This window comes from Pseudoxanthomonas sp. UC19_8, from assembly GCF_042700505.1.
Classification (GTDB): Bacteria; Pseudomonadota; Gammaproteobacteria; order Xanthomonadales; family Xanthomonadaceae; genus Pseudoxanthomonas_A; species Pseudoxanthomonas_A winnipegensis.
On sequence record NZ_CP170559.1, the window covers coordinates 3,779,649 to 3,803,198 of the forward strand.

The following is a 23,550-nucleotide window of genomic DNA, read 5'->3' on the forward strand; positions in this document are numbered from 1 at the left end:
CGCCCCGATCCTCGCCACGCGCCGCTGGGGTCGCCTGCGCGCGCTGCCGCGCGTGCCGCTGTCTGCGGACCTCGGTCGGCTTCTCGAGCTGCACGATGGCCTCGTTGAGGTCGTCCACGCGCGCGGCCAGCACCGCCTGTGCGTCGTACAGGCCGCGGTTGTAGAAGTAACCGCCGATCTCCTCGGCGAAGAAGTCCAGCAGGAACTCCGCATCGAAGCGGCCGATCTCCTGCCGCAGCTCCTGATCGAAATACAGCTGGATGCGGCGCACGATCGCCGCCTTCTCCTCGGCCTCGAACCGGATCGCGGCCACCGCTCAGGGCTTGATGAAGCGCAGCGTCATGCGGTCGCTTTCGCCGATGGCGCGGTACTTGGCGTCGTCGGCCGGCGGGTGCTTGTTGGTCGGCGGCAGGGTCCATACGCCACCGGGATAGTCCTTGGTGTCGCGCGGGTTGGCGTTGATCTCGCTCTGCCCCTCCAGCCGGAAGCCGGCCGCGGTGGCCAGCGCGATCACCTGCGCCTGGCCGACATAGCCGCTCTTGTCGTCGTCGGCCACGTCGCCCTTGGCGCGATGCTCGACCACGCCCAGCGTGCCGCCGGGCTTGAGCACGGCATAGAAGCCCTTGAACATCGCCTCGGCGTTGTCGGCCATGCGCCAGTTGTGCACGTTGCGGAAGGTGAGCACCACATCGGCCGAGCCGGCCGGACCGAACACCGGGGCGGCCGGCGAGTAGCGCACCAGCCTGGCCTTGCCGTAATGCGCCGGATCGGCGTCGAACAGCGCCTGCAGGCTGTCGGCGGCCTTCTGCTGGTAGGCGCGCGAGGATTCGGCCACCGCCGCCGGGTCGACCACCGCGGCGATGTACTGGCCTTCGGCCTGCAGGTAGGCGCCAGGATCTCCGAGTACCAGCCGTTGCCCGGGGTGATCTCGATCACCGTGTCGTGCGGCTGCACGCCGAAGAAGGTCAGCGTCTGGCCCGGATGGCGGTACTTGTCGCGTTCGACATTGTCCGGCTTGCGCCAGCTGCCATCGGTGCTGGCCTTCAGCGCGGGCGCCACAACAGACGGCGGGCTCGCCTGCTGTGCGAGGGCCACCGGCGCCAGCGCGGCGCACAGGGTGAGAACGGCAAGCGATCTGCGCATGAGCACATCCCATCAGCGAAGGTGCGCGCGAGCCTAGCATGTCGTGTGGACGTCACCAGGCGTGGACACGGCGTTAAACGCCCGCGGCCTACCGTGGGGCGTCCTCGTTGTTTCCCCACGTTCAGGACAGGAGTGCCACATGACCATTTCGCAACGTCCGCTCGGCAGGAGCGGCCTCACCGTCGCGCCGCTGGCCTTCGGCGGCAACGTGTTCGGCTGGAGCGTCAAGGACGCGGCCGGGACGGCGAAGCTGCTCGATGCCTTCGTCGACGGCGGCTTCAACCTCATCGACACCGCCGACGTGTATCCGGCCTGGGTGCCGGGCAACCGGGGCGGCGAATCGGAGACGCTGATCGGCCAGTGGCTCAGGTCCAGCGGCAAGCGCGACCAGGTGGTGATCGCCACCAAGGTCGGCAAGTGGGACGAGCTGCCCGGCCTGTCGCCGGACAATATCGAGACCGCGGTGGACCAGTCGCTCAAGCGCCTGGGCGTGGACAGCATCGACCTGTACCAGGCGCATGCCGACGATCCCTCGATCCCGCTGGAGGCCACGCTGGGCGCCTTCGCGCGGCTGATCGAGAAGGGCAAGGTGCGCGCGATCGGCGCCTCCAACTACAGCGCCGAGCGCCTGGCCGAGGCGCTTGAGGTGGCGCAGGCCCAGGGCCTGCCGCGCTACGAGACGCTGCAGCCGGAGTACAACCTCTACGACCGGGCCGATTACGAGCAGACGCTGGAGCCGCTGGCCAAGGCGCACGGGCTGGGCGTGATCAACTACTACGCGCTGGCATCGGGCTTCCTGACCGGCAAGTACCGCGACCTGGCGGATGCGTCCAAGAGCCCGCGTGGCGAGGCCGCGGTCAGGAAGTATCTCAACGAGCGCGGCCGCCGGATCCTGGCGGCGCTGGACGAAGTGGCCGCCCAGCAGCGCGCCAAACCCGCGCAGATCGCGCTGGCCTGGCTGATGGCGCGCGACTCGATCACCGCGCCGATCGCCAGCGCCAGCAGCGTCGAGCAGCTGCAGGTGATCCTGCGCGCGGCGCAGCTGACGTTGACCCCAGAGCAGATCCAGGCGCTGGACCAGGCCAGCGCGCCCTGACGCGGGCGTAAACCGTTGCGCGGCGTGAAGGATTGCCGGCACGGCGTCCACCCGCGCATGACGACGCCGGATGGACATTCCGCAGCGCGCCGCCGCCTTAGCATCGCGGCGCGAGGAGGCCGTCGTGAGCGTTGCGCATCGCTGGTTCATCCAGCCCGGACCGTCCCACGAGTCCGAGGATTTCCTGCCGCTGCCGCCGGGCAGCGGCGAACCGCCGTGTCCCGTCCAGGCCGGTGACCCGCCCGAGCGTCGCGAAGACGAAGGTCCGCCGCAGCTGCATTAGCGTGGTAGCCATCGTCTCTTTCGGTCGCGTCGCCGCCTTTTTGTAGAGCGGAGCTTGCTCCGCTGCATTTCGGTTGGATCATTGGGAAAGCCTCAGCGGAGCAAGCTCCGCTCTACAGGGGGGCCTTTGGGGGCGGTTGCAGCGCGCTTCCCGGGTTCAGGCGCGCTCTCCCGAACCACTGCCGGCAGCCGCCCGTGACCGTGCGCTCACTCGTGGCTCGACAGAAGGCACCGACCGGGTGCAGCCTTGGCTGTTTGGAGCCCCCGAGGGCTTGGCATCCCCGGGGCATGGCCTAGAATGGCTGTAAACGTTTTCATGGCGAGACCGGATGTCGAATTCCGAACGGATTGAAGCCCTCATCGCGCAGATGACGGTCGAAGAGAAAGTGGGCCAACTGGGAATCTTTGCCGACGCGCTGCGGCCGTTCGCCCCGGACGTGAACCCGGAGGCCAACGCGCTGGACGCCGCGCAGGTGCGCGAAGGCATCCGCGCCGGGCGCATCGGCGCGCTGTTCAACGGCGTCGGCGCGGCGCAGGGGCGCGAGGCCCAGCGCATCGCGCTGGAGGAGTCGCGCCTGGGCATCCCGCTGCTGTTCGGCTCGGACGTGATCCACGGCATGCGCACGGTGTTCCCGATCCCGCTGGGCGAGGCGGCCAGCTTCGAGCCCGACCTGGCCCGGCGCACCGCGCGCGCCACTGCCGTGGAAGCCACCGCCGCCGGCATCCACTGGACCTTCGCCCCGGCCGTGGACATCGCCCGCGACCAGCGCTGGGGCCGCGGCGCCGAGGGCGCCGGCGAGGACGTGGTGCTGGGCTGCGCCTTCGCCGCCGCGCGCGTGCAGGGCTTCCAGGGCCAGGCCGGGCTGCAGGCCGAGGACTGCCTGCTGGCCACGCCCAAGCACTTCGCCGCCTACGGCGCCGTGGCAGGCGGCCTGGAATACGCCAGCGTGGACATCTCCGAGCAGACCCTGCGCGATGTGCACCTGCCGCCGTTCAAGGCCGCCTTCGATGCCGGCGCGATCACGGTGATGAGCGCCTTCAACGACATCAACGGCGTGCCGGCCAGCGCCAACCGCTGGCTGATGACCGACCTGCTGCGCGGCGCCTGGCAGTTCCCCGGCCTGGTGGTGTCCGACTACACCGCCGACATGGAGCTGATCGCGCACGGCTACGCCGCCGACGAACGCGACGCCACGCGCCGCGCGTTCACCGCCGGCCTGGACGTGAGCATGCAGAGCGGCTTCTACCAGCGCCACCTGGGCGCGCTGGTGGAAAGCGGCGAGGTGTCGATGGCGCAGCTGGACGAGGGCGTGCGCCGCGTGCTGTGGGTGAAGGAGCAGATCGGCCTGTTCGACAATCCCTACCGCTCGCTCGATGCCGCGCGCGAGGCCGACACCACGCACCTGGCCGAGCACGAAGCGCTGGCGCGCGACGCGGCGCGGCGTTCGATCGTGCTGCTGAAGAACGACGATGGGCTGCTGCCGCTGCGCAAGCAGGGCCAGAAGATCGCGCTGATCGGCCCGTTCGTGCGCGACCGCGACAACATCGAGGGCTGCTGGACGCTGTTCGGCGACAAGTCGCGCTACGTCACCCTCGAGGCCGGCGTGCGCGCCGCGCTGGGCGAGCAGGCGCAGCTGATCGTCGAAGACGGCTGCGCGCTGGAAGCGGCGATCGAGGGCGGCATCGAGGCCGCCGTCGCCGCGGCGCAGGCCAGCGACGTGGTGGTGCTGGCCATCGGCGAGCCGCAGCGCTACAGCGGCGAGGCGCAGTCGCGCACGCAGATCGTCGTGCCGGCCGCGCAGCAGGCCCTGGCCGAAGCGCTGGCGGCGACCGGCAAGCCGCTGGTGGTGCTGCTGCGCAACGGCCGCGCGCTGGCGCTGCAGGGCGCCGTGCGCGACGCGCAGGCCATCGCGGTGACCTGGTTCCTGGGCAGCCAGACCGGGCATGGCGTGGCCGACGTACTGTTCGGCGACTACAACCCCTCGGCCTGCCTGCCGGTGAGCTTCCCGCAGGACTCGGGCCAGCAGCCGCTGTTCTACAACCACCCGCGCACCGGCCGGCCCGAGCTGCCCGACGTGCACGAGTACAAGTCGCGCTGGCGCGAGTTCACCGCCGACGCGCTGTATCCCTTCGGCCACGGCCTGTCGTACACGTCCTTCGCCTACGGCACGCCGCAGCTGTCCACGGCGCAGCTGGGCTGGGACGAGACGCTGGTGATCACCACCACCGTCACCAACACTGGTGCGGTGGCGGGCGAGACCGTGGTGCAGCTGTACGTGCACGACCGCGTCGCCAGCCGCGTGCGCCCGGTGCGCGAGCTGAAGGGCTTCAACAAGATCGCGCTGCTGGCCGGCGAATCGGCGCAGGTGCAGTTTCAGCTGGACCGCCATCTGCTGGCCTTCACCGGCACCGACCTGGTGTTCGGCGCCGAGCCCGGCCTGTTCGACCTGTGGGTCACCGACTCGTCGGCCAACGGCAGCGCGGTGCAGTTCGAACTGCTGGCGCCGAAAGGCTGATCGATCCGCCGGGCGCCGTCACCGCGGCGCCCGGCGATGATGCGGCGATATGTGTGGGTCGCGCCGATTATCTCGGCGGGCCGATTATTTTTAGAAAAAGTGCTTGCGCACCGATTATGTGCGGTGTATCGTGCGCGCCCATCGCAGGACGCTCCTGCGTTTTAATCCAGCCAATCCAAGCTCATGAACTTCCAGCCCCGCCACCAGATCATCCGCATGACGCAGCTGCTGCGCGTCGCGGGCCTGCGTGCGCTGGAAGCGGCGCGCGGCGCGCACAAGGCGGACAACCGCTGACGCCGGTCGACTCCACGGGAGATCGGCCACCGGCGATCTCCCGAGGCACTGCGAATGCCCTCGGGTCTTGAAAACCCGGGGGTTTTTTCTTTCCAGGCATTCGCAAAGGCTTTTCGTGCGACCACGCACAACCCACCAACATGGCTTTCCGATCCGGAACCGACAGGTTCTGCCCTGGAGCATCCAGGCGTGCTGGCGCACGCCCTGAGGCAAGGGCGCGGCTGCAACCGGCGCATGTGCGCCGCGTGGTGATGCTCCAGCGCGGGTGGCGCGGGGCGGGAATCCATTATTAACTCGTCCGATTAACTAGATCGGACGCGCCACATTATCCGCGGATCTGCGCGGGTAATCGGGGACGTATTGCCTGATGTTTCCAGCGGCCCGGATTTTCATTCCGGCCGGTGCGCGCGGCGCTGCCGTGGCGTATGCCGGAAGCACGCAGGAATGCGGCCACGACGATGCGGGCGGTAGCTCACCTGGAGAGAGCGCCGGGGCGACCCGGAGGGTCAGGTTCGACACCTGGACGCCCACCACTGGATAGCTCAGTTGGGTAGAGCAACGGACTTGTAATCCGTCAGTCGCGGGTTCGAATCCCGCTCCACGCTCGCAAGAGCACATGACCTTTCACGTCATGACACCGGGCGCAAGCCCATCAGGAAACACCCCGTGCGCAAGCGGGGTCGCCCCGGCGAAGGACCGCCGGGCGACAGGCGCGGCGCAGCGGCGGTCGCACCGGGCCGGGGCCCGCGTGGGTCGCGGCGACGGAGGTCGGAACGTGCGCATCGCAATGCATCGCGGTGCGCGCGCTGCGGCGCCGTCGGCCCCGGCACACCGCGCGCCTCACGCTCCGTGGGGTCGACGTCCAGGGGTGTTTCCGCCTTCTTCCTTCTGCCTGCAGCGCGGTGCCGCAGGCGCCGTCCGCGCGTCTTCGTCGATCTGCGCGCGGGCTTGTCTTCTTCGATCGACGACACCAGACCACAAGGAGAAAGTGCCATGTTCTGGACCAAGCGGGTCGTGATCGGTGACGGCGAGCGCGGCCTGGTGTTTGCGGATCGTCAGTTCCAGCGGGTGCTCGGCCCGGGCGTGTACCGCCTGTTCGACGCCTTCAACAAGATCGAGGTGCGCGTGCATCCCACCGTGCCGGCCGAGTACGCCGGCAAGGACAGCGAGGTGCTGATCGCCGCGCTGGGTGCGCGCCTGGACGCGAGCTTCGTGCTGGCCGACCTGGGCGCCGATGAGGTCGGCCTGGTCATGAAGAACGGCAAGCTCGAAGACGTGCTGCCGCCGGGCACGCGCAAGCTGTACTGGCGCGGCCCGGTCGACGTCGAAGTGCGCGCGCTGCCGCTGACCGCCGGCCTGGAAGTCCCGGCCGAGGTCATGCGGCGCCTGCGCCAGCTCGGCGCGCTGTCCAGGCAGGCGGTGGTGGCCGACGTGCCGGCCGAGTTCGCCGGCCTGGTGTTCATCGACGGCAAGCTGGCGCGCACGCTGGCGCCGGGCAGCACGGCCTTCTGGAACTTCCAGAAGAACGTGGTCGTGGACCTGATCGACCTGCGCGTGCAGGCGATCGAGGTGCAGGGCCAGGAGCTGCTGACCCGCGACAAGGTCTCGCTGCGCGTCAACCTGGCCGCCAGCGTGCGCGTGACCGACCCGGTCGCCGCGCGCACCAAGGTGGCCAAGTACGTCGACCAGCTGTACCGCGAGCTGCAGCACGGCCTGCGCAAGGTGGTCTCGTCCAGGACCCTGGACGAACTGCTGGGCGACAAGGCCGGGCTGGATGCGGAGATCTTCGCCGCCGTGCGCGGCAAGCTCGACGCGTTCGGCGTGGAGGTGCTGGGCGTGGGCATCAAGGACGTGATCCTGCCCGGCGAGATGCGTCAGATCCTCAACGGGGTCGTGCAGGCGGAGAAGCAGGCCCAGGCCAACCTCATCCGCCGTCGCGAGGAGGCCAACGCGACGCGTTCGCTGCTCAACACCGCCAGGCTGGTGGACGAGAGCCCGGTGCTGATGCGCCTGAAGGAGCTGGAGGCACTGGAGAAGGTGACCGAGAAGATCGATCGCCTGACCGTGTTCGGCGGCCTGGATGGCGTGCTCAAGCAGCTGGTCACGCTGAAGTAGCAACACCCCCGGGCGCGCCGCAAGGACGCGGCGCGTGCGGGTTCAACCAAGGATCGAGGTGAAACAGATGAGTACATTCGAATTGCTGCACGCCGAGGGCAGCGCCACGCCGATCAAGGGCTGGGTGCGCGGCGTGCCGCTGGAGGAACAGGCCCACGCGCAGCTGCGCAACATCGCCGCCATGCCCTTCGTCGGGCCATGGGTGGCGGTGATGCCGGACGTGCACCTGGGCAAGGGCGCCACGGTCGGCTCGGTCATCCCCACGCAGGGCGCGATCATCCCGGCGGCGGTCGGCGTAGACATCGGCTGCGGCATGGCGGCCGTGCGCACCACGCTGCGCGCCGAGGACCTGCCCGACAGCCTGGCCCAGCTGCGCAACAGCATCGAGCGCAGCGTGCCGGTCGGCAACGGCCGCGGCGGCGAACACCACAGGCTGCCCGACAGCATCGGCACGCGCGTGGCGCAGTCGGGCTTGGCCGCGCGCCTGGATGCGATCAAGGCCAGGCACCGCAGGATCCGCACCGACAAGCTGGACGGCCAGCTGGGCACGCTGGGCGGCGGCAACCACTTCATCGAGCTGTGCCTGGACGAGACCGGCGCGGTGTGGGTGATGCTGCACAGCGGTTCGCGTGGCACCGGCAACCTCATCGGCACGTACTTCATCGAACGTGCGCGCGAGCAGCTGGCGCATCGCGTGCTCGGCTACCACGTGCCGGACAAGGACCTGGCCTTCTTCATGGAAGGCGAGCCGCTGTTCGACGACTACGTCGAGGCGGTGTCGTGGGCGCAGGACTATGCCCGCGAGAACCGCGAGGCGATGATGGCGCGGGTGCTGGCCGAGATGCGCCACCGCTTGCCGAAGTTCCAGCTGCAGGCGCAGGCGGTGAACTGCCACCACAACTACGTGCAGAAGGAGACGCACGCAGGGCAGGAGCTGCTGGTGACCCGCAAGGGCGCGGTCACCGCCAAGGCGGGCGAGCTGGGCATCATCCCGGGCAGCATGGGCACGCGCAGCTACATCGTGCGCGGCCGCGGCAATGGCGAGAGCTTCCACAGCTGCAGCCACGGCGCCGGCCGCGTCATGAGCCGCACCCAGGCACGCGCCAGCATCACCCTGGCCGAGCACCGCCAGGCCACCGCCCACGTCGAATGCCGCAAGGACCAGGGCGTGATCGACGAATCGCCCGCCGCCTACAAGGACATCGACGCGGTGATGGCGGCCCAGGCGGATCTGGTGGAGGTGGTCCACACGCTGCGCCAGGTGTTGTGCATCAAGGGCTGACGCGTATCGTTGGCCCACTGAACGGCTGCCGCGAGGCGGCCGTTCTTTTTTGCGCCTTCCTGCCGCTGCGCTCGCCGCTGCCAGCGCGGCCCGCGCTCAGCGCTCAGCGCGCGTCCTTCTCCGGTAGGCGCCAGTCGAGGATGGCGCGGACCAGGGCGTGCTGGTCCGGCGGCAGGCGCACGCGCAGGTCGTGGTAGGGCAGGTCGGCCTTGCCGTCGAACCAGGCCAGCCCGTCCACCGACAGGGCGCCGGCCTGGCTGTGGTAGCCCAGGGTGTGCGGGCCCAGCACGGTGGTCTTCAGGTCCGGGCCCGCGCCTTCGTAGACGAAGAAGTCTTCCTTGCGCCCCTGCTCGCGGGCCTGGGGGAAGAAGGCGCTGGCCGCGCCGACCGCGCAGCCCACGCAGGCGCCGGCGTCGTACAGCGAAACCTCGCCCTGGCCGTCCTCGGCAAGGAAGGCGATCGAAGCCGAGCCGTCCACGCCCAGCGCGCCGCGTACCGGCTGCCAGCCGCGTGGCACCAGCAGCCAGCCGCGCGGGGTGGACCAGGCGGTGAGCCGGGCGGCCAGAGCCGGAGCCAGCGTGGCGTCCAGGGTCAGCGGCGGCGCGTCCGCGGTGCTCCAGCCGCTGTCTTCCATCGGATCGACCGCGATGAGCTGCATCGCCGGCAGGCGCACGCCGTTGTTCAGCGCCAGCTCGCCCAGCGCGCGGCTGCGCGGCGTGGCGTCGGCGGGCGCGCGTTCGGGCGGGGTGTCCAGGCGATAGATCTCGGCCTGGGCCAGGCCGGCCAGGAGCAGCAACAGCAGCCCGCTGCAGGGGCGCAGGAAGGACGGGAGCGACATCGGCATCGACTCACAGGGGCGGCGTGCGCGGAGCATAGGCAGCCGTTTTGGCGGGCGTGTGTCGCCCCCGGTGGCTGCTAGCGCAACAGCCAGTCGCGCAGGGCGCGGCTGACCGCGTCGGGCTGCTCCAGCGGGCTCAGGTGACCGCACTGCGCCACCCGCACGAGGGTGGCGTCGGGCAGCAGGGCGGCCATCTGTTCGTGCACCGCCGGCGGGGTGATCGCGTCGTGCTCGCCGACCAGCACCAGCGCCGGCCCGGCGAAGGCGCGCAGCACCGCGCTGCCATCGACACGCGCGAACGCGCTCTGGCGCAGGAAGACCTCGGCGCCCAGGCGCTGGGTCATGCCGCGGATGCGCGCCAGCAGCGCGGCATCGCCGTGGTGCGAGGGATCGGTATAGGCCCGCATCAGCGCCTCGCCGAAGCCATGGAAGGCGCCGCGCCGGACCGCGGCCTGCTGCGCGCGGCGCTGCTCGGCGCGGGCCGGCGTGTCGGGCAGGCAGGAGGTGTCCAGCAGCGCCAGTCGCGTGACCCGCTGCGGGGCGATGCGCAGGATCTCCTGCGCCACGTAGCCGCCCAGCGAGAAGCCGGCCAGCGCGAACGCCGGCGGCGCGGCCGCCAGCACCTGCTGCGCCACCGCGTGCAGGCTCTCGCCCTGGGTCAGGTCGCCGACCTGGCAGTCGGCCAGGTCGGCCAGCGCCTCCAGCTGCGCATGCCACAGCTCGGCATCGTTGAGCAGGCCGGGCAACAGCAGCAGCGACTCGCGCGCGCTCATGCCTTGGTCGGGCGGCGCATGTCGAACATCGCCTCCGGGCCGACCCGTACATAGGCGCCCGGTCCGCCGGCGCGCAGGATCGGCGCGGCCGCGGCGGTGTCGTACACGCCATCGACCAGGAAGCGCCGATCAATGTGCACGCCGACCACCTCGCCGAGCACCAGCCACTGCGGCAGCGCCTGGCCCTGCGCGTCGTTGAGCTGGATCAGCTGGGTCAGCCGGCACTCGAAGGCCGCCGGCGTGCCGGCCACGAACGGCGCATCGACCACGCGCCCGGGCAGGGCCTCCAGGCCGCTGCGTTCGAACTCGTCGACCTCGGCCGGGAACGGCGCCGAGCTCTGGTTCATCTGCGTGGCCTGCGCGGCGGTGGCCAGGTTCCAGGTGAACACCCCGGTGGCCTGGATGTTGCGCACGCTGTCCTTCCAGCCCGAGCTGCTGAAGCCGATGAGCGGCGGCGTGTCGCCGAAGGCGTTGAAGAAGCTGTAGGGCGCCAGGTTGCGCACGCCTTCGGGCGAGACCGAGCCGATCCAGCCGATCGGCCGCGGCGCGACGATGGCCTTGAAGGGATCGTGCGCCAGGCCGTGGCCGTCGGCGGGGCGATAGAAATGCAGGTCGGGCACGCGCGGGTCCAGGACGACACCAGGGACGCACAGCATGCCTGCGCGCGCGTGCCGATGCCGGCAACGCCCGCGCCCGGCGTCCCGCTATTTGAGATACGAGCGCAGGATCTTGTTCACGGCGGCGACCTCGGCGCGGCGCGCGGCGGGGTTCTTCTCCTCGGCCACGTGCGACTGCATATGACCTTCCAGCACCTCCAGCAGCAGGCTCTGCGCCGCGCCGCGGATGGCGGCGATCTGGGTCAGCACGGCCAGGCATTCCGGCTCGCCGGCCAGTGCCTTTTCCAGGGCGGCGACCTGGCCCTTGAGGCGCTTCACGCGCGGGGTCAGGCGCGGGGCGTCGTGGATCATATGCGACATGGAGCCGGGCTCGTGTATACCATGGGGGGGTATCCTACACCCCGGACCCGGCCCATGTCCCTCGATCACGCGCTGCATGCGCATCGCCACGACCACCAGTTCGTCACCGGGAATGCGGCCGGCGAGCGCAACACCCGCCGCGCCGTGGTGCTGACCGCGCTGATGATGGTGGCCGAGATCGCCGGCGGCTGGCTCTTCAACTCGATGGCGCTGCTGGCCGATGGCTGGCACATGAGCTCGCACGCGCTGGCGCTGGGCCTGTCGCTGCTGGCCTACGCGGCGGCGCGGCGCTATGCGCGCGACGCGCGTTTCGCCTTCGGCACCTGGAAGATCGAGATCCTGGGCGGCTACACCAGCGCGGTCCTGCTGCTGTGCGTAGCGCTGCTGATGGCCTGGCAGTCGGTGCAGCGCCTGGTCGATCCGCTGCCGATCCGCTACGACCAGGCCATCGTGCTGGCGGTGCTGGGCCTGGCGGTCAACCTGGTCTGCGCGTGGTGGCTGAAGGACGACCACACCCATCACCACCACGGGCACGACCACGGCCACGCGCACCAACACGACGATCACCACGGGCATGCCCACGTCGACCACGACCATCACGCCGACCTCAACCTGCGCGCCGCCTACCTGCATGTGCTGGCCGATGCGGCCACCTCGGTGCTGGCGATCGCCGCGCTGCTGGCCGGGCGCTTCTTCGGCGCGGCCTGGCTGGACCCGGTGATGGGCATCGCCGGCGCCGTGCTGGTCACGGTGTGGGCCGTTGGCCTGCTGCGCGCCACCGGCCGGGTGCTGCTGGATGCGGAGATGGACGCGCCGGTGGTGGAGGAAGTGCGCGAGGTGGTCGCCGCGCTGCCGCAGCCGACGGCGATCAGCGACCTGCATGTGTGGCGCGTCGGTCGCGGCCAGTATGCGGCGATCGTCTCCCTGGTCAGCGCCGCCGGGCTGTCGCCGCAGGCGGTGCGCGCGGCGCTGGCCGTGCATGAGGAGCTGGTGCACGTCACGGTGGAGATCAATGCTGCGCAGGCGGCCTGATCCGCGGGCTTTGCTTTGTGGGAGCCACTACAATGGCGATGGGCTCTACCAGGAAAGCCCTATCGCCACCATGGTGGCTCCTACCTGTAGAGCGGAGCTTGCTCCGCTGCTCTTCGTTCGGTTCGTAGGGAAGGCCCCAGCGGAGCAAGCTCCGCTCTACAGGCCGGTCGCCGCGAGATTTGAGGAGACAGGTGCTCCCACCAAGCCAACAGCCCTACCAGGTCAACAGCGCCTCAGCCGCGCGGGGCCAGTGCCGAGGCGACGCTGCGGGCGCGCGGATCGTCGAACGGGCTGACCACCGCGAAGCTGGCATCGCCGCGCGACCAGTACTGGGCGAGCAGGTCGCCGTCGCGGCGCTGTCCGGGCCGGCGGAACCAGCCGCCCGGGCGCACGTACAGGCCCAGCCGCGTGCCCTGCGCGTCGGCGTAGACCAGCATGGCCGCCGCGCCCTGTTCGGTGGACAGGCGCTGGCCGCCGACCAGGTGGAAGCCCTGGGCCGAGAGATCGGGCACCCGGTCGAGCGCGCCGAAGTGCAGGGCCAGCCAGTCGCGCAGCTGCGCGGGCGAGGCGCTGTCCAGCGAGGCCAGGGTGTCGCTGGTGGCGAACAGCCGGTAGGCGGCCACGGCATCGGCCATCGGCAGGCGCGCGACCGGGTTCTGCGCCTGTTTCGCCTGCCAGCCCAGGCCGACGCCGACGCCGACGCACAGCGACAGCGCCATCGCCGCGGCCATGCCAAAGCGCGCGCGGCGCCGCGCGCGGACCTGGCGGCGCAGGCGGGCCGGGTCCAGCAGCGGATTGGCCGGCCAGTGCTCGGGCAGCGCCTGCTGCACGCGCAGGCGTTCGGCATCGCGCTTCCAGTCGGCCACCACCGCCGCACGCTCGGGGTGGGCGGCCAGCCAGCGCTCGATCTCGGCGCGCGCGCTCGCGTCGAGCTGGCCGTCGACATAGGCGTGCAGGTCCGCTTCGCTGGGCGCCAGATGGATCATCGCAGCACCTTCAGCGCCGGCCGCGCCGGCTTGGGTTCGGTATCGCTGGCCGCGCGCAGCGCCTGGCGCGCGCGGGCCAGGCGCGACATGACCGTGCCGATCGGCACGCCCAGCGTGTCGGCGACCTCGCGATAGCTGAAGCCCTCCACGCTGACCAGCAGCAACAGCGCGCGCTGCTCGGCCGGCAGGGTGCCGAAGGCCGCCAGCGTGGCGTGCGAGGCGGCCACGCGTTCGGCCGAGGGCGCGGTCTCGGCGTCGCCGCCGCTGAACAGCTGGGCCAGCCGCCGCCAGCGCTGGCCGCGGCGGTGTTCGTCGATGAACTGCCGGTAGAGGATCGAGAACAGCCAGGCCTGCAGCGCATCGGGCGTGTGCCGGCGGCGGGCGTGGAGGAGCGCGCGTTCCAGCGTGGCCTTGGACCAGGTCGTCGGCCGCGGCGGGCTCGTGCACCAGCGAACGCGCGAACCGGCGCAGGCGCGGGATCAGCGTGCGCAGCGTGGCGTCGTCGAGATCGGTAGGGGTGGGCATGGCGGCCAGGCGTCGCGGGGATCTGGGTAGGACGAACCAGGGCGCAGGGTATTCCCGAATGGCAGGCTTTGCGTGAGCAGCAGCTTGGATGGCGCATGGAACATCCAAGTTGCTGCGACCCGCCCCCTCCCTTTCGCGCAGCGAAGGGGAGGGCTGGGGTGGGGTTGGCTCTTGCTCTTGCTGTTGCCGTTAGCTGTTGCGCGCGGAGAAGCAAAAGCACCCCACCCCAGCCCTCCCCTTCACGCTGCGCGCGAAAGGGAAGGAGCAAAAAAACGCTGCGGCGCGATGCGGGAATAAATCCCCCGCCGCGACGTCCTACCTGCACTCCCCAGCCATCGCCAGGTCCGCCCATGTCCCAGCCCCCTGCTCCCCCGCCCAAGCGCAGCGCCGTGCCCGCGCTGGCCGGGATCGCCGCCATCGTCGCCGTCCTGGCCGTGGCCTTCGCCTGGGTCGGCGGCTGGTTCGGCCGCGGCCTGACGCCGCAGCAGATGACCGACACCATCGAGGCCGGCAAGCCGCATCCAGGCTTCCGCCGTGCCCACACCAAGGGCGTGTGCGTGGCCGGCGCGTTCACGCCAAGCGCGCAGGCCCCGCAGCTGTCCAAGGCGCGCGTGTTCACCCAGCCCAGCACGCCGATCCTGGGGCGGCTCTCGATCGGCGGCGGCGATCCGCATGGCGCCGACGGCCAGGCCCGGGTGCGCAGCGTCGCGCTGCTGCTCAAGACCGATGACGGCCAGGAATGGCGCACGGCGATGAACAGCTTTCCGTTCTTCGTGGTCGCCACCCCGGAAGGCTTCCAGGCGCAGAACCTCGCCTCGGCGCCCGACCCGGCCACCGGCAAGCCGGACCCGGCCAAGATGGCCGCGTTCCTGGCGCAGTATCCGGAAGCCAGGAAGTTCCTGCGCCTGGGCCAAGTCGGCGCCGTGGTCCAACAGCTGGGCCAATACCCAGTTCAACGGCGTCAACAGTTTCTGGTTCACCAATGCGCAAGGCGAGCGTCATGCCGTGCGCTGGTCGTTGCGGCCGCAGGCGCCGTTCGAGGCGCTCAGCGAAGCGCAGCGCGCGCAGTCCGACGCGGACTTCCTCAGCGAGGAGTTCGACACGCGCCTGGCCAAGGGCCCGGTGAAGTGGGATCTGGTCGTCACCGAGGCCGGCGACGGCGATCCGATCGACGATCCCTCGCAGCCCTGGCCCGACGACCGGACCCAGATCGTCGCCGGCACGGTGACCTTCACCGCCACCTCGCCGCAGGACACCGGCGCCTGCCGCGACATCAATTACGACCCGACGGTGCTGCCCGATGGCATGGCGCCGTCGAAGGATCCGATCCTGGCGGCGCGCTCGGCGGTGTATTCGGTCTCTTTCAACCGCCGCGAGCACGAAATCGGCACGGGCCAGGCGCCCGAAGCCACCGGCGCCGCGAAAGGAGACGCGAAATGAACCGCTACGGGCACTTCGACGCGCTGGCGCGCGGGCTGCACTGGCTGATGGCCGCGATGATCCTGGCGATGCTGTTCATCGGCGCCGGCATGGTGGTCTCGCTGGCCTGGCGGCCGACGCTGCTGGACCTGCACCGGCCGCTGGGCATCGCGATCCTGCTGCTGGTGATCGTGCGGCTGATCAACCGGCTGCGCAGCCCGCCGCCGCCGCTGCCGGCCGACCTGCCGGCGATCCAGAAGCTGGCCGCGCATGCCTCGCACTGGCTGCTCTACGGACTGATGTTCGCCATGCCGCTGATCGGCTGGGGGATGCTGTCGGCCGGCGGCTATCCGATCGTGCTGTTCGGCGGCGTGCATCTGCCGCCGATCGCGCCGCACAGCGCCGATCTGTATGCGCTGCTGCGCCCGGCGCATACGGTGCTGGCCTATGTGCTGTTCGCCACCGTGCTGGGCCACCTGGCCGCCGCGCTGTTCCACGCCTGGGTGCGCCGCGATGGCGTGTTCGCCAGCATGGTGCGCAGCGGGAAGCGGTGAATGGCGGTTCGTGGTGGTGGGCGCTTGGGTGAAGCCTCATCGCCGCCATGGCGGCTCTCACCTGTAGAGCGGAGCTCGCTCCGCTGCTCTTCGTTCGGTTCGTGGGGAACGCCCCAGCGGAGCAAGCTCCGCTCTACAGAAGTGCGGCTGCTGGACTTGAGGAGACAGTTGCTCCCACCCAGCGAGTCACTGCCGCAGTTCGCGGATCGGTGCGGTGATGCCGGCGTCCCAGCCGGGCGTGATGCGCCAGGGATTGATGTCCAGGCCGCCGCGGCGGGTGTAACGCGCCTCCACCGACAGGCGCTGCGGGGCGCAGCGCGCGGACACGTCGGCGAAGATGCGCTCCACGCACTGCTCGTGGAAGCCGGCGTGGTCGCGGAAGCTCACCAGGTAGCGCAGCAGGCCGGCGTGGTCGATGCGCGGGCCGTCGTAGCGCAGCACCACCGTGCCCCAGTCCGGCTGGCCGGTGACCGGGCAGTTGGACTTGAGCAGGTGCGAGACAAGCGTCTCGCTGGACGGGTCGTCCGCATCGGCCGACAGGTGCCCAGGGTTGGGCGGGCCGTAGTCGTCGATGTCCAGCTCCAGCGCATCCAGCAGCGTGCCCGGCTGCTCGCCGAAAGGCGGCAGGCCAGCCTGCACCATCACCGCGCCGCCGGCGCGCGCGGACAGATCGGCCGCCACGCGTTCGCAGACCGCCTCGAGGGTCTCGAAGCGCTCGGCGTTGAGCGAGTTGAGGTAGAGCTTGAGCGACTTGGACTCGATCAGGTTCGGCGCATCGGCCGGCACGGTCAGCGTGGCGGTGGTGACCTGCGGCTTGCCGCGCGTATCCAGCCACGCCAGTTCGTAGGCATGCCAGCGGTCGTGGCCGGTGAAGGGCAGGGCGGCCGCATCCAGGCCGATCTCGGCGCGGGCGGCCGCGCGCGGGATCGGGAACAGCAGGGCCGGGTCGTAGTGCGAGGGATAGGCGACCTCGCGACCGAGCAGGGACTCTTGTGGGGTGTTCATGCGGGCATTTTAAGCCCGACGCCGGAACCCTACTGCGCGGCCGCCGGCGCCTGCCACCGGATCTTGCGGTGCAACGTGCTTTCGCCCTGGGCGACGTACTCCTGCATCGTGCCCAGCCCGACGCCGGCACGCCGCTCGTCCACGTGAGCGACGTCCTCGATCGGGCGGGGTTCGAGCACGCCGTCGACCTCGTGGAACTGCGTGCCGTAGACCTGCGGCTTGTCCTGCGCCACGCGCACACGATCGGTGAGATAGGCCAGATTGGCGCCGGAGGCCTCGCCCTTGGCCACGGCCGTTCGCATCAGCGCCAGCACCTGTTCCTGGAAGGCCGGATCGAGGTCCGCATGCTGGACCAGCAGCCACGCGTTCTGCGCGCCGTCCCGGCCGACCTTGCTGATCGGCGGCCAGCCCTGCGTCGACACGATCTGCTTGAGCCAGGCAGTGTTGTCGCGATCGGTGGCCAGGATCTGCTCGATCAGGGCCTGATCCCCGCCGCCTTCGTTGGCGCGGTTGCGCAGTTCCTGATCCTTGGCGACGCGCTTGTCGAGTTCCGTGCGCAGGGCAGTGTCGTAATGCCTTTCGCGCTGGCGCTGGTCGGCGGCCAACCTGTCCAGCAGTGGCTGCCAGCGCGGATCGTCATGCAGGGAAACAAGATCGGCATCGGCCTTGACCTGATCCAGGCCCGGCAATCTGTCCGGGGGCGTCTTGGCCAGACGCGCGAAGGCGCCGTCCTTGTCGCCCGCCCTGGCAAGACAGCAGGCCGCGTCGTAGGCCGCGGTAGACACGGGCACCGGCCGGTCCGCCGCCTGCGCGTTCAAGGCCGCGCACGTCTTCCAGTCCTTGGCGTCGTAGGCGGACTGGGCCGTAACGCCAGCGGCCTGCAGGCCGGGCGACAGCGCGGCGAGCGAGAGGGCCGCCAGCCAAGCGAGCGGGCGATGCGACATGGGATGTTCCTTATCCGGTCAAAGCCTGAGTCTAGTCGTGCCTGAGGCGCCGCGTCATGGCGATGGTCGGCACACAGGGCCGCTCTCGTGCGTGACAGTGGAGTCGCGAGTGGTCGTCTCTACGCCGCTCGCTTCGGCCAAGCGCCCCTGCGCAAAGGCAGAGGCGCCCGCCCGAGTCCCTCAGCGATGCACAGCCGCCATGCTCTGCTCCGGATAGCGCGTGCCCGCCGCGGCGCCGACGGGGAACACCGCGTCGATCGCGGCCAGGTCGGCCGCATCCAGCACCAGATCGATGGCGCCCAGGTTCTCCTCCAGATTGGCGATGCGGCGGGTGCCGGGGATCGGCACCAGGTCCTCGCCCTGGGCCAGCACCCAGGCCAGCGCCAGCTGGCTGGCGCTGACGCCCTTGACCTCGGCCAGCGCGCGCACCTTGTCCACCAGCGCCAGGTTCCTGGCGAAGTTCTCGCCCTGGAAGCGCGGGTTGTGGCGACGGAAATCGTCGGCGTCGAAGTCCTCCGGCCGCTTGATCGCACCGCTCAGGAAGCCGCGTCCCAGCGGCGAGTACGGTACGAAGCCGATACCCAGTTCGCGCACGGTGGCCAGCACGCCGTTCTCTTCCGGATCGCGGGTCCACAGCGAGTACTCGGTCTGCAGCGCGGTGATCGGGTGCACGGCATGCGCGCGGCGCAGGGTGTCCGGCGCGGCCTCGGACAGGCCGAGGTAGCGCACCTTGCCTTCTTCCACCAGGCGCGCCATCGCGCCCACGGTGTCCTCGATCGGCACGGTCGGGTCCACGCGGTGCTGGTAGTACAGATCCACGTGGTCGGTACCCAGGCGGCGCAGGCTGCCTTCGATGGAGGCGCGCACGTACTCGGGGCGGCCGTTGATGCCGCGCGCCTGCGGGTTGGCCGGGTCGCGCACGATGCCGAACTTGGTCGCGACGAAAACGGCCTCGCGGCGCCCCTGGATCGCCTTGCCCACCAGTTCCTCGTTGGTGTGCGGGCCGTACATGTCGGCGGTGTCCAGCAGGGTCACGCCCAGGTCCAGGGCGCGGTGGATGGTGGCGATCGAGGTCGCGTCGTCGCGCGCGCCGTAGAAATCGCTCATGCCCATGCAGCCCAGGCCGAGGGCGGAGACGGTGGGGCCATTGCGGCCGAGGATGCGGGTCTTCATGGGATGCTCCTGTGGAGGGAAATCGGTGCAGCGGCCGCGCGCGCGCGGCGATCTGTCGTCATTGTCTGGTGCGGATGCGTAGGCGACGGTGCACATGGATGCGCCGCACTGTTTCCTGCGCGCCGATGCCCCGCTCTGCGGGACGCGTCCTGGGAACAAGGTCTGCGCAAGGCGATCAAGGAGCCCGGTCCACCATCGCCGCCTCGGTCGCGCCGTAGCGCGGGCCGGCCACGTCGGGCACGAACACCGCCTCCAGCCTGGCCAGCGCATTGGCGTCCAGCTGCACGTTCACCGCGCCGGCGTTGTCCTCCAGGTACTTGCGGCGCTTGGTGCCGGGGATGGGGACGATGTGGAGCGTGTCGCGGCCATCCGCGGCGCGCGCGGGCTCACCCTGTGCCAGCACCCAGGCCAGCGCGACCTGGGCGGGGGTGGCGCCGACGTCGGCGGCCACCGCCTTGACCGTGTCGGCCAGGCGCAGGTTGGCGGCCAGCGCTTCGGCCTGGAAGCGCGGGTTCTTGCGGCGGAAGTCGTCCTCGTCCAGCTGGTCCGGCGTGGCGATGGCGCCGGTGAGGAAGCCGCGCCCCAGCGGCGAGAACGGCACCAGGCCGATGCCCAGCTCGCGCACGGCCTCGAGCACGCCGTTGCCTTCCAGCTCGCGCGTCCACAGCGAGTACTCGCTCTGCAGCGCGGTGATCGGATGCACGGCCTGCGCCCGGCGCAAGGTGTGCGCCGAGACTTCCGACAGCCCCAGATGGCGCACCTTGCCTTCCTCCACCAGGCGCGCCATGGCGCCCACGGTGTCCTCGATCGGCGTGGCCGGGTCGAGCCGGTGCAGGTAGTACAGGTCGATGTGGTCGGTGCCCAGGCGCGCCAGGCTGGCCTCGACCGCCTGGCGCACATAGGCCGGCGAGCCGTCCACCCGTGGGCCCTGCCCGGCGCCGAACTGGCCACTGCCCGCGATGAAGCCGAACTTGGTGGCCAGGAACACCCGATCGCGCCGGCCCTTGAGCGCGCGGCCGAGCAGGGTCTCGTTGGTGTGCGGGCCGTAGATGTCGGCGGTGTCCCAGAAGTCGATGCCGAGCTCCAGCGCGCGATCGAGCGTGGCCAGCGATTCGGCGTCGTCGCCGGTGCCGTAGGCGTGGCTCATGCCCATGCAGCCCAGGCCGAGGGCGGAGACGGTGGGGCCATTGCGGCCGAGGGTGCGGGTCTTCATGGGGAACTCCTGTCGTGTTGTAGGGAAGGGACTCAGGCCGCGCGCGGCTGGACCCGCGTGCCGCCGAACACCAGCTGCTGCGGGATCGGGCTGCGCGCGAAGTCGTGCGGGAAGCCCAGCGCCACCGCGCTGACCTCGTCCAGGCGCTGCAGCTGGGACGCGTCCAGGCGCACGTCGAGCGCGCCCAGGTTGTCCTGCAGCTGCTGCGACGTGCGCGCGCCGATGATCGGGATCGGCGCGTCCGGGCGCTGCAGCAGCCAGGCCAGCGCCACCTGCGCGGCCGAATGCCCGGTCTCGCCGGCCACGGCCTTGACCACCTCGGCGATGGCCAGGGTGCGCTCGTCGAACATCGCATGGGAATAGGCCACCGCGCCGCGGCCGCCCTCGCCGCCGGGCGTGCTGCCGCTGCCCTGGGCGCGGGCGCGCTCCAGGTCGGCGTGGGTGTACTTGCCGGTGAGGATGCCCATGGCCAACGGCGACCAGGCCAGCACCGACAGGCCCAGGCCGGCGGCCATCGGCACCAGCTCGCGTTCGACCGTGCGCTGGGCCAGCGAGTATTCGATCTGCAGGGCCACCAGCGGCGCCCAGCCGCGCAGCTCGGCCAGGGTCTGCATGCGCGCGACCTGCCAGGCCGGCGTGTCGGAGATGCCGGCGTAGAGCAGCTTGCCGGCGCGCACCAGGTCATCGAAGCCGCGCATCACCTCGTCCACCGGCGTGGTGCCATCCCAGATGTGCAGGTAGAGCAGGTCCAGGTAGTCTGTGCCCAGCCGCTTGAGGCTGGCCTCCACCGACTGCATCAGCGCCTTGCGGTGGTTGCCGCCGCCATTGGGATCGCCGGGGAAGGGGTTGAGCGTGTACTTGCTGGCGATCACCAGCCGGTCGCGCCGGCCGGCGGCGAAGCGGCCCAGCAGGGTCTCCGAACTGCCGTCGGTGTAGATGTTGGCGGTGTCGAGGAAGTTGCCGCCGGCGTCGACATAGGTGTCGAACAGGCGGCGCGCGTCGGCTTCGTCGGCGCCCCAGCCCCAGTCGGCGCCGAAGGTCATGGTGCCCAGGCAGAGCGGGCTGACGCGCAGGCCGGAGCGGCCGAGCAGACGGTAGTGGTCCAGGGACATGGCAGGGCCTCGTGGGGAGAGGGCGACAGTCTGGAACTGGCGGACCTGCGGATAAACCGGGATGATCCGGATCGTCCTTGAAGCAAGGCTTCACAATGGCCGCCTATCCGCTGCCCGCCGTGGTCGCCTTCGCCTGCGTGGCCCGGCACGGCAACTTCACCCGCGCCGCCGCCGAGCTGGGCGTGTCCACCTCGGCGCTGTCGCAGAGCGTGCGCGCGCTGGAGGGCCAGCTGGGCGTGCGCCTGCTGGCCCGCACCACGCGCCGGGTGGGCCTGACCGAGCATGGCGAGCGCTTCCTGCAGCGGGTGGCGCCCGGCCTGCAGCAGATCGACGCTGCCTTCGCCGACCTGGACTTCCTGCGCGACCGGCCCGCCGGGACGCTGCGCATCAACCTGGCCGCGGTGGCGGCCGAACAGCTGGTGTGCCCGTATCTGCCCGAGTTCCTGGCGCGCTACCCAGAGGTGACGGTGGAGCTGTTCGTCGACCGCCGCCTGGCCGACATCGTCGAGGGCCACTTCGACGCCGGCATCCGCCTGGGCGAATGCCTGCAGCGCGACATGGTGGCCCTGCCGCTGGGCCCGCTGCAGCGGCAGACCATCGTGGGCACGCCGGCCTATCTGGAGCGGCATGGCGTGCCGGCCACGCCCGATGACCTGGCGGGGCACGCCTGCCTGCGCTGGCGCCGCAGCGACGGCCGGATGCAGCCCTGGGAGTTCACCCGCGACGGCCGCGATTTCGAGATGGAGGTCGATGGCCCGCTGGTGGTCAACGACACCGTGCTCGGCCTGGACGCGCTGCGGCGCGGGCTGGGGCTGGGGCAGGTGTTCGCCTGGCAGGTGCGCGAGGACATCGCCGCCGGCCGCCTGCGCAGCGTGCTGGACGACTGGCAGGCGCCGTTTCCGGGCTGGTACGTCTATTACCCGCAGCGCGAACACCTGGCGCCCAAGCTGCGGGTGTTCATCGACTTCCTGCGCGAGCGGCTGGCTGGCGCGCCGTGCCCGTAGCCGCGCCGGCCGCGCTCGCGCGCCACCGCCCTTAGGGCTGGGAAGAGGGCGCCGTGCGGCCGTACACCGCATCGCGCACCTGGCCGACCAGCGGGCCGGACATGCCTTCGAAGGCGGTGTCGGTCAGCAGGATCACGCTGAGCCTGTTGACCGGGTCGACGAACCAGTTGTGCCCGTAGGCGCCGCCCCACTGCAGCGTCCCCTTGCCCTGCGGGCTGTGCGCGGCGGCCGGATCGTCCAGCACCGCCCAGCCGTAGCCGAAGCCCCAGCCGGGGCCCTGCGTCTGCGCCTGGGCGCCGACCTGGTCGCGGCGCGCGTCGGCCAGCGTGGCGGGCTTGAGCAGGCCACCGCTGCCGGTGCGCACGAACTCCAGCAGGCGCAGATAGTCGTCGGCGGTGCCGATCATGCCGGCGCCGCCGGACGGGAAGGCCTTGGCGTCGAAGGCGCGCCTGGGCGAGAAGCGCACCGCCGACCCCAGGCCTTCGGGCAGGGGCACGTCCATGTTCTCGGTCATCCGCAGCGGCGGGTGGCCATCGGCATAGGGCACGGCCAGCGGCGTGCCGGGCGCGGCGACGAAGGCGAGGTGATCCAGCCGCAGCGGCCCGGTCACCAGGGCGTGCACGGCCTCCGGCAACGGCGTTCCGGTGACCTGTTCGATCACCGCGCCGACCACGTCGATGCCCAGCGAATAGCGCCAGCCCTGGCCCGGCGGGAAGTACAGCGGCGCCTGCGCCAGGCGCTTGAGGTTGTCTTCCAGGCCCAGGCCCGCATCGTCCAGGCCGTCGGACACGCCCAGCCGCGCGTAGACGCCATCGGCCGGTTCCTCGAAGCGATAGCCCAGCCCGGCGGTGTGGGTGAGCAGCTGGGCTAGGGTGATGGCCGGCGCGGTGCCATCGGCCAGCCGCGGTCGGAACCACGGCAGGTAGCGCGTCACCGGCGCCTGCAGCTCCAGCTTGCCTTGTTCGGCCAGGCGCAGCGCGGCCAGCGTCACCACCGGCTTGGTCATCGACGCCAGCCGGAACGGCGTGTCCGGCGTCATCGGCGTGCCCGCCTCGCGGTCGGCCTGGCCCACCGCGCGTCGATACACCACCTGCCCGTCGCGGGCCACCAGCACCACCGCGCCGACGATGCGCTGTTCGGCCACGGCCGTGTCGAGCACGGCGTCCAGGCGCTTGGCGAGCGCGGGATCGGGCGGCGCAGGCGTCGGCGTGACGAGCATCCCGCCCAGCAGCAGACCGGTCAGCGCAAGCATTGGACACCTCTCGAC

The 23,550-nt window shown here is 70.9% G+C and carries 19 protein-coding genes, 1 tRNA gene and 4 pseudogenes; 10 read left to right on the forward strand and 14 right to left on the reverse strand.

Annotated elements, in window-relative coordinates; genetic code table 11:
- Positions 1 to 94: 94 nt before the first annotated feature.
- Positions 95 to 313: pseudogene (locus ACFJIT_RS16705) on the reverse strand (DUF2164 domain-containing protein); the annotation flags it as partial.
- Between the two features lie 3 nt (positions 314 to 316).
- Positions 317 to 1,143 (reverse strand): annotated as a pseudogene (locus ACFJIT_RS16710) (class I SAM-dependent methyltransferase).
- Between the two features lie 139 nt (positions 1,144 to 1,282).
- Between ACFJIT_RS16710 and ACFJIT_RS16715 the strand changes: the two are divergent.
- From ACFJIT_RS16715 to ACFJIT_RS16740, 6 genes are all read left to right on the forward strand, one after another.
- Entirely contained in the window at positions 1,283 to 2,239 is a 957-nt protein-coding gene (locus tag ACFJIT_RS16715; RefSeq protein WP_379654331.1) for an aldo/keto reductase, read from the forward strand.
- A 124-nt stretch (positions 2,240 to 2,363) separates the two neighbouring features.
- Positions 2,364 to 2,522: a hypothetical protein gene (locus tag ACFJIT_RS16720; protein ID WP_165394622.1), complete on the forward strand. Its 159-nt coding sequence runs from the start codon at positions 2,364 to 2,366 to the stop codon at positions 2,520 to 2,522.
- A 328-nt stretch (positions 2,523 to 2,850) separates the two neighbouring features.
- Positions 2,851 to 5,037, forward strand: coding sequence for a beta-glucosidase BglX (gene bglX / locus ACFJIT_RS16725; RefSeq protein WP_379654332.1), 2,187 nt, complete (start codon positions 2,851 to 2,853; stop codon positions 5,035 to 5,037).
- Between the two features lie 756 nt (positions 5,038 to 5,793).
- Positions 5,794 to 5,864: transfer RNA gene (locus ACFJIT_RS16730), tRNA-OTHER, on the forward strand.
- Between the two features lie 460 nt (positions 5,865 to 6,324).
- The gene (locus ACFJIT_RS16735) at positions 6,325 to 7,446 is read left to right on the forward strand and encodes a slipin family protein (RefSeq protein WP_130532214.1); all 1,122 of its coding nucleotides are present in this window, start codon (positions 6,325 to 6,327) and stop codon (positions 7,444 to 7,446) included.
- 67 nt (positions 7,447 to 7,513) lie between these two features.
- Positions 7,514 to 8,728 (forward strand): RtcB family protein, encoded by a 1,215-nt coding sequence (locus ACFJIT_RS16740; RefSeq protein WP_379654333.1) that lies wholly within the window; start codon positions 7,514 to 7,516, stop codon positions 8,726 to 8,728.
- 103 nt (positions 8,729 to 8,831) lie between these two features.
- Here ACFJIT_RS16740 and ACFJIT_RS16745 read toward each other — a convergent pair whose 3' ends face one another.
- The 4 genes from ACFJIT_RS16745 to ACFJIT_RS16760 form a co-directional block, all read right to left on the reverse strand.
- Positions 8,832 to 9,566 (reverse strand): DUF4850 domain-containing protein, encoded by a 735-nt coding sequence (locus ACFJIT_RS16745; protein WP_379654334.1) that lies wholly within the window; start codon positions 9,564 to 9,566, stop codon positions 8,832 to 8,834.
- A 77-nt stretch (positions 9,567 to 9,643) separates the two neighbouring features.
- Entirely contained in the window at positions 9,644 to 10,339 is a 696-nt protein-coding gene (locus ACFJIT_RS16750) for an alpha/beta fold hydrolase (RefSeq protein ID WP_379654335.1), read from the reverse strand.
- Positions 10,336 to 10,995, reverse strand: a complete 660-nt coding sequence (locus ACFJIT_RS16755) for a flavin reductase family protein (protein ID WP_379654336.1) — start codon at positions 10,993 to 10,995, stop codon at positions 10,336 to 10,338. Before ACFJIT_RS16755 ends, ACFJIT_RS16750 begins: the two co-directional genes overlap by 4 nt.
- 48 nt (positions 10,996 to 11,043) lie before the next feature.
- Positions 11,044 to 11,316 carry a metal/formaldehyde-sensitive transcriptional repressor gene (locus ACFJIT_RS16760; RefSeq protein WP_130524164.1) on the reverse strand — a complete coding sequence of 91 codons (273 nt, stop codon included), beginning with the start codon at positions 11,314 to 11,316 and terminating at the stop codon, positions 11,044 to 11,046.
- Positions 11,317 to 11,370: 54 nt separating this feature from the next.
- Here ACFJIT_RS16760 and dmeF point away from each other — a divergent pair, with 54 nt between their 5' ends.
- Positions 11,371 to 12,348, forward strand: coding sequence for a CDF family Co(II)/Ni(II) efflux transporter DmeF (gene dmeF / locus ACFJIT_RS16765; RefSeq protein WP_379654337.1), 978 nt, complete (start codon positions 11,371 to 11,373; stop codon positions 12,346 to 12,348).
- A 233-nt stretch (positions 12,349 to 12,581) separates the two neighbouring features.
- Here the strand turns inward: dmeF and ACFJIT_RS16770 are convergent, their stop codons facing one another.
- Together ACFJIT_RS16770 and ACFJIT_RS16775 are read right to left on the reverse strand one after the other, a co-directional pair.
- Positions 12,582 to 13,334, reverse strand: a complete 753-nt coding sequence (locus tag ACFJIT_RS16770) for an anti-sigma factor family protein (RefSeq protein WP_379654338.1) — start codon at positions 13,332 to 13,334, stop codon at positions 12,582 to 12,584.
- Positions 13,331 to 13,859, reverse strand: a pseudogene (locus ACFJIT_RS16775) (RNA polymerase sigma factor). Before ACFJIT_RS16775 ends, ACFJIT_RS16770 begins: the two are co-directional and overlap by 4 nt.
- A 350-nt stretch (positions 13,860 to 14,209) precedes the next feature.
- Between ACFJIT_RS16775 and ACFJIT_RS16780 the strand changes: the two are divergent.
- Both ACFJIT_RS16780 and ACFJIT_RS16785 read left to right on the forward strand, forming a co-directional pair.
- Positions 14,210 to 15,299, forward strand: a pseudogene (locus tag ACFJIT_RS16780) (catalase family peroxidase).
- Complete coding sequence (locus ACFJIT_RS16785) at positions 15,296 to 15,832, forward strand: cytochrome b (protein ID WP_379654339.1); 537 nt, start codon at positions 15,296 to 15,298, stop codon at positions 15,830 to 15,832. The pseudogene ACFJIT_RS16780 and the gene ACFJIT_RS16785 overlap by 4 nt, the downstream one beginning before the upstream one ends.
- Positions 15,833 to 16,018: 186 nt before the next feature.
- Here the strand turns inward: ACFJIT_RS16785 and queF are convergent, their stop codons facing one another.
- The 5 genes from queF to ACFJIT_RS16810 form a co-directional block, all read right to left on the reverse strand.
- Positions 16,019 to 16,837, reverse strand: a complete 819-nt coding sequence (queF, locus tag ACFJIT_RS16790; RefSeq protein ID WP_379654340.1) for an NADPH-dependent 7-cyano-7-deazaguanine reductase QueF — start codon at positions 16,835 to 16,837, stop codon at positions 16,019 to 16,021.
- A 29-nt stretch (positions 16,838 to 16,866) separates the two neighbouring features.
- Positions 16,867 to 17,781: a DUF6624 domain-containing protein gene (locus ACFJIT_RS16795; RefSeq protein ID WP_379654341.1), complete on the reverse strand. Its 915-nt coding sequence runs from the start codon at positions 17,779 to 17,781 to the stop codon at positions 16,867 to 16,869.
- Between the two features lie 180 nt (positions 17,782 to 17,961).
- Complete coding sequence (locus ACFJIT_RS16800; protein ID WP_379654342.1) at positions 17,962 to 18,954, reverse strand: aldo/keto reductase; 993 nt, start codon at positions 18,952 to 18,954, stop codon at positions 17,962 to 17,964.
- Between the two features lie 175 nt (positions 18,955 to 19,129).
- Positions 19,130 to 20,167, reverse strand: a complete 1,038-nt coding sequence (locus ACFJIT_RS16805) for an aldo/keto reductase (RefSeq protein WP_379654343.1) — start codon at positions 20,165 to 20,167, stop codon at positions 19,130 to 19,132.
- Positions 20,168 to 20,199: 32 nt separating this feature from the next.
- Positions 20,200 to 21,279, reverse strand: coding sequence for an aldo/keto reductase (locus tag ACFJIT_RS16810; protein WP_288729736.1), 1,080 nt, complete (start codon positions 21,277 to 21,279; stop codon positions 20,200 to 20,202).
- Positions 21,280 to 21,374: 95 nt separating this feature from the next.
- Between ACFJIT_RS16810 and ACFJIT_RS16815 the strand changes: the two genes are divergently transcribed.
- Positions 21,375 to 22,283: a LysR family transcriptional regulator gene (locus tag ACFJIT_RS16815; RefSeq protein WP_130524174.1), complete on the forward strand. Its 909-nt coding sequence runs from the start codon at positions 21,375 to 21,377 to the stop codon at positions 22,281 to 22,283.
- 31 nt (positions 22,284 to 22,314) lie between these two features.
- Here the strand turns inward: ACFJIT_RS16815 and ACFJIT_RS16820 are convergent, their stop codons facing one another.
- Entirely contained in the window at positions 22,315 to 23,535 is a 1,221-nt protein-coding gene (locus ACFJIT_RS16820) for a serine hydrolase domain-containing protein (protein WP_379654344.1), read from the reverse strand.
- Positions 23,536 to 23,550: the final 15 nt, after the last annotated feature.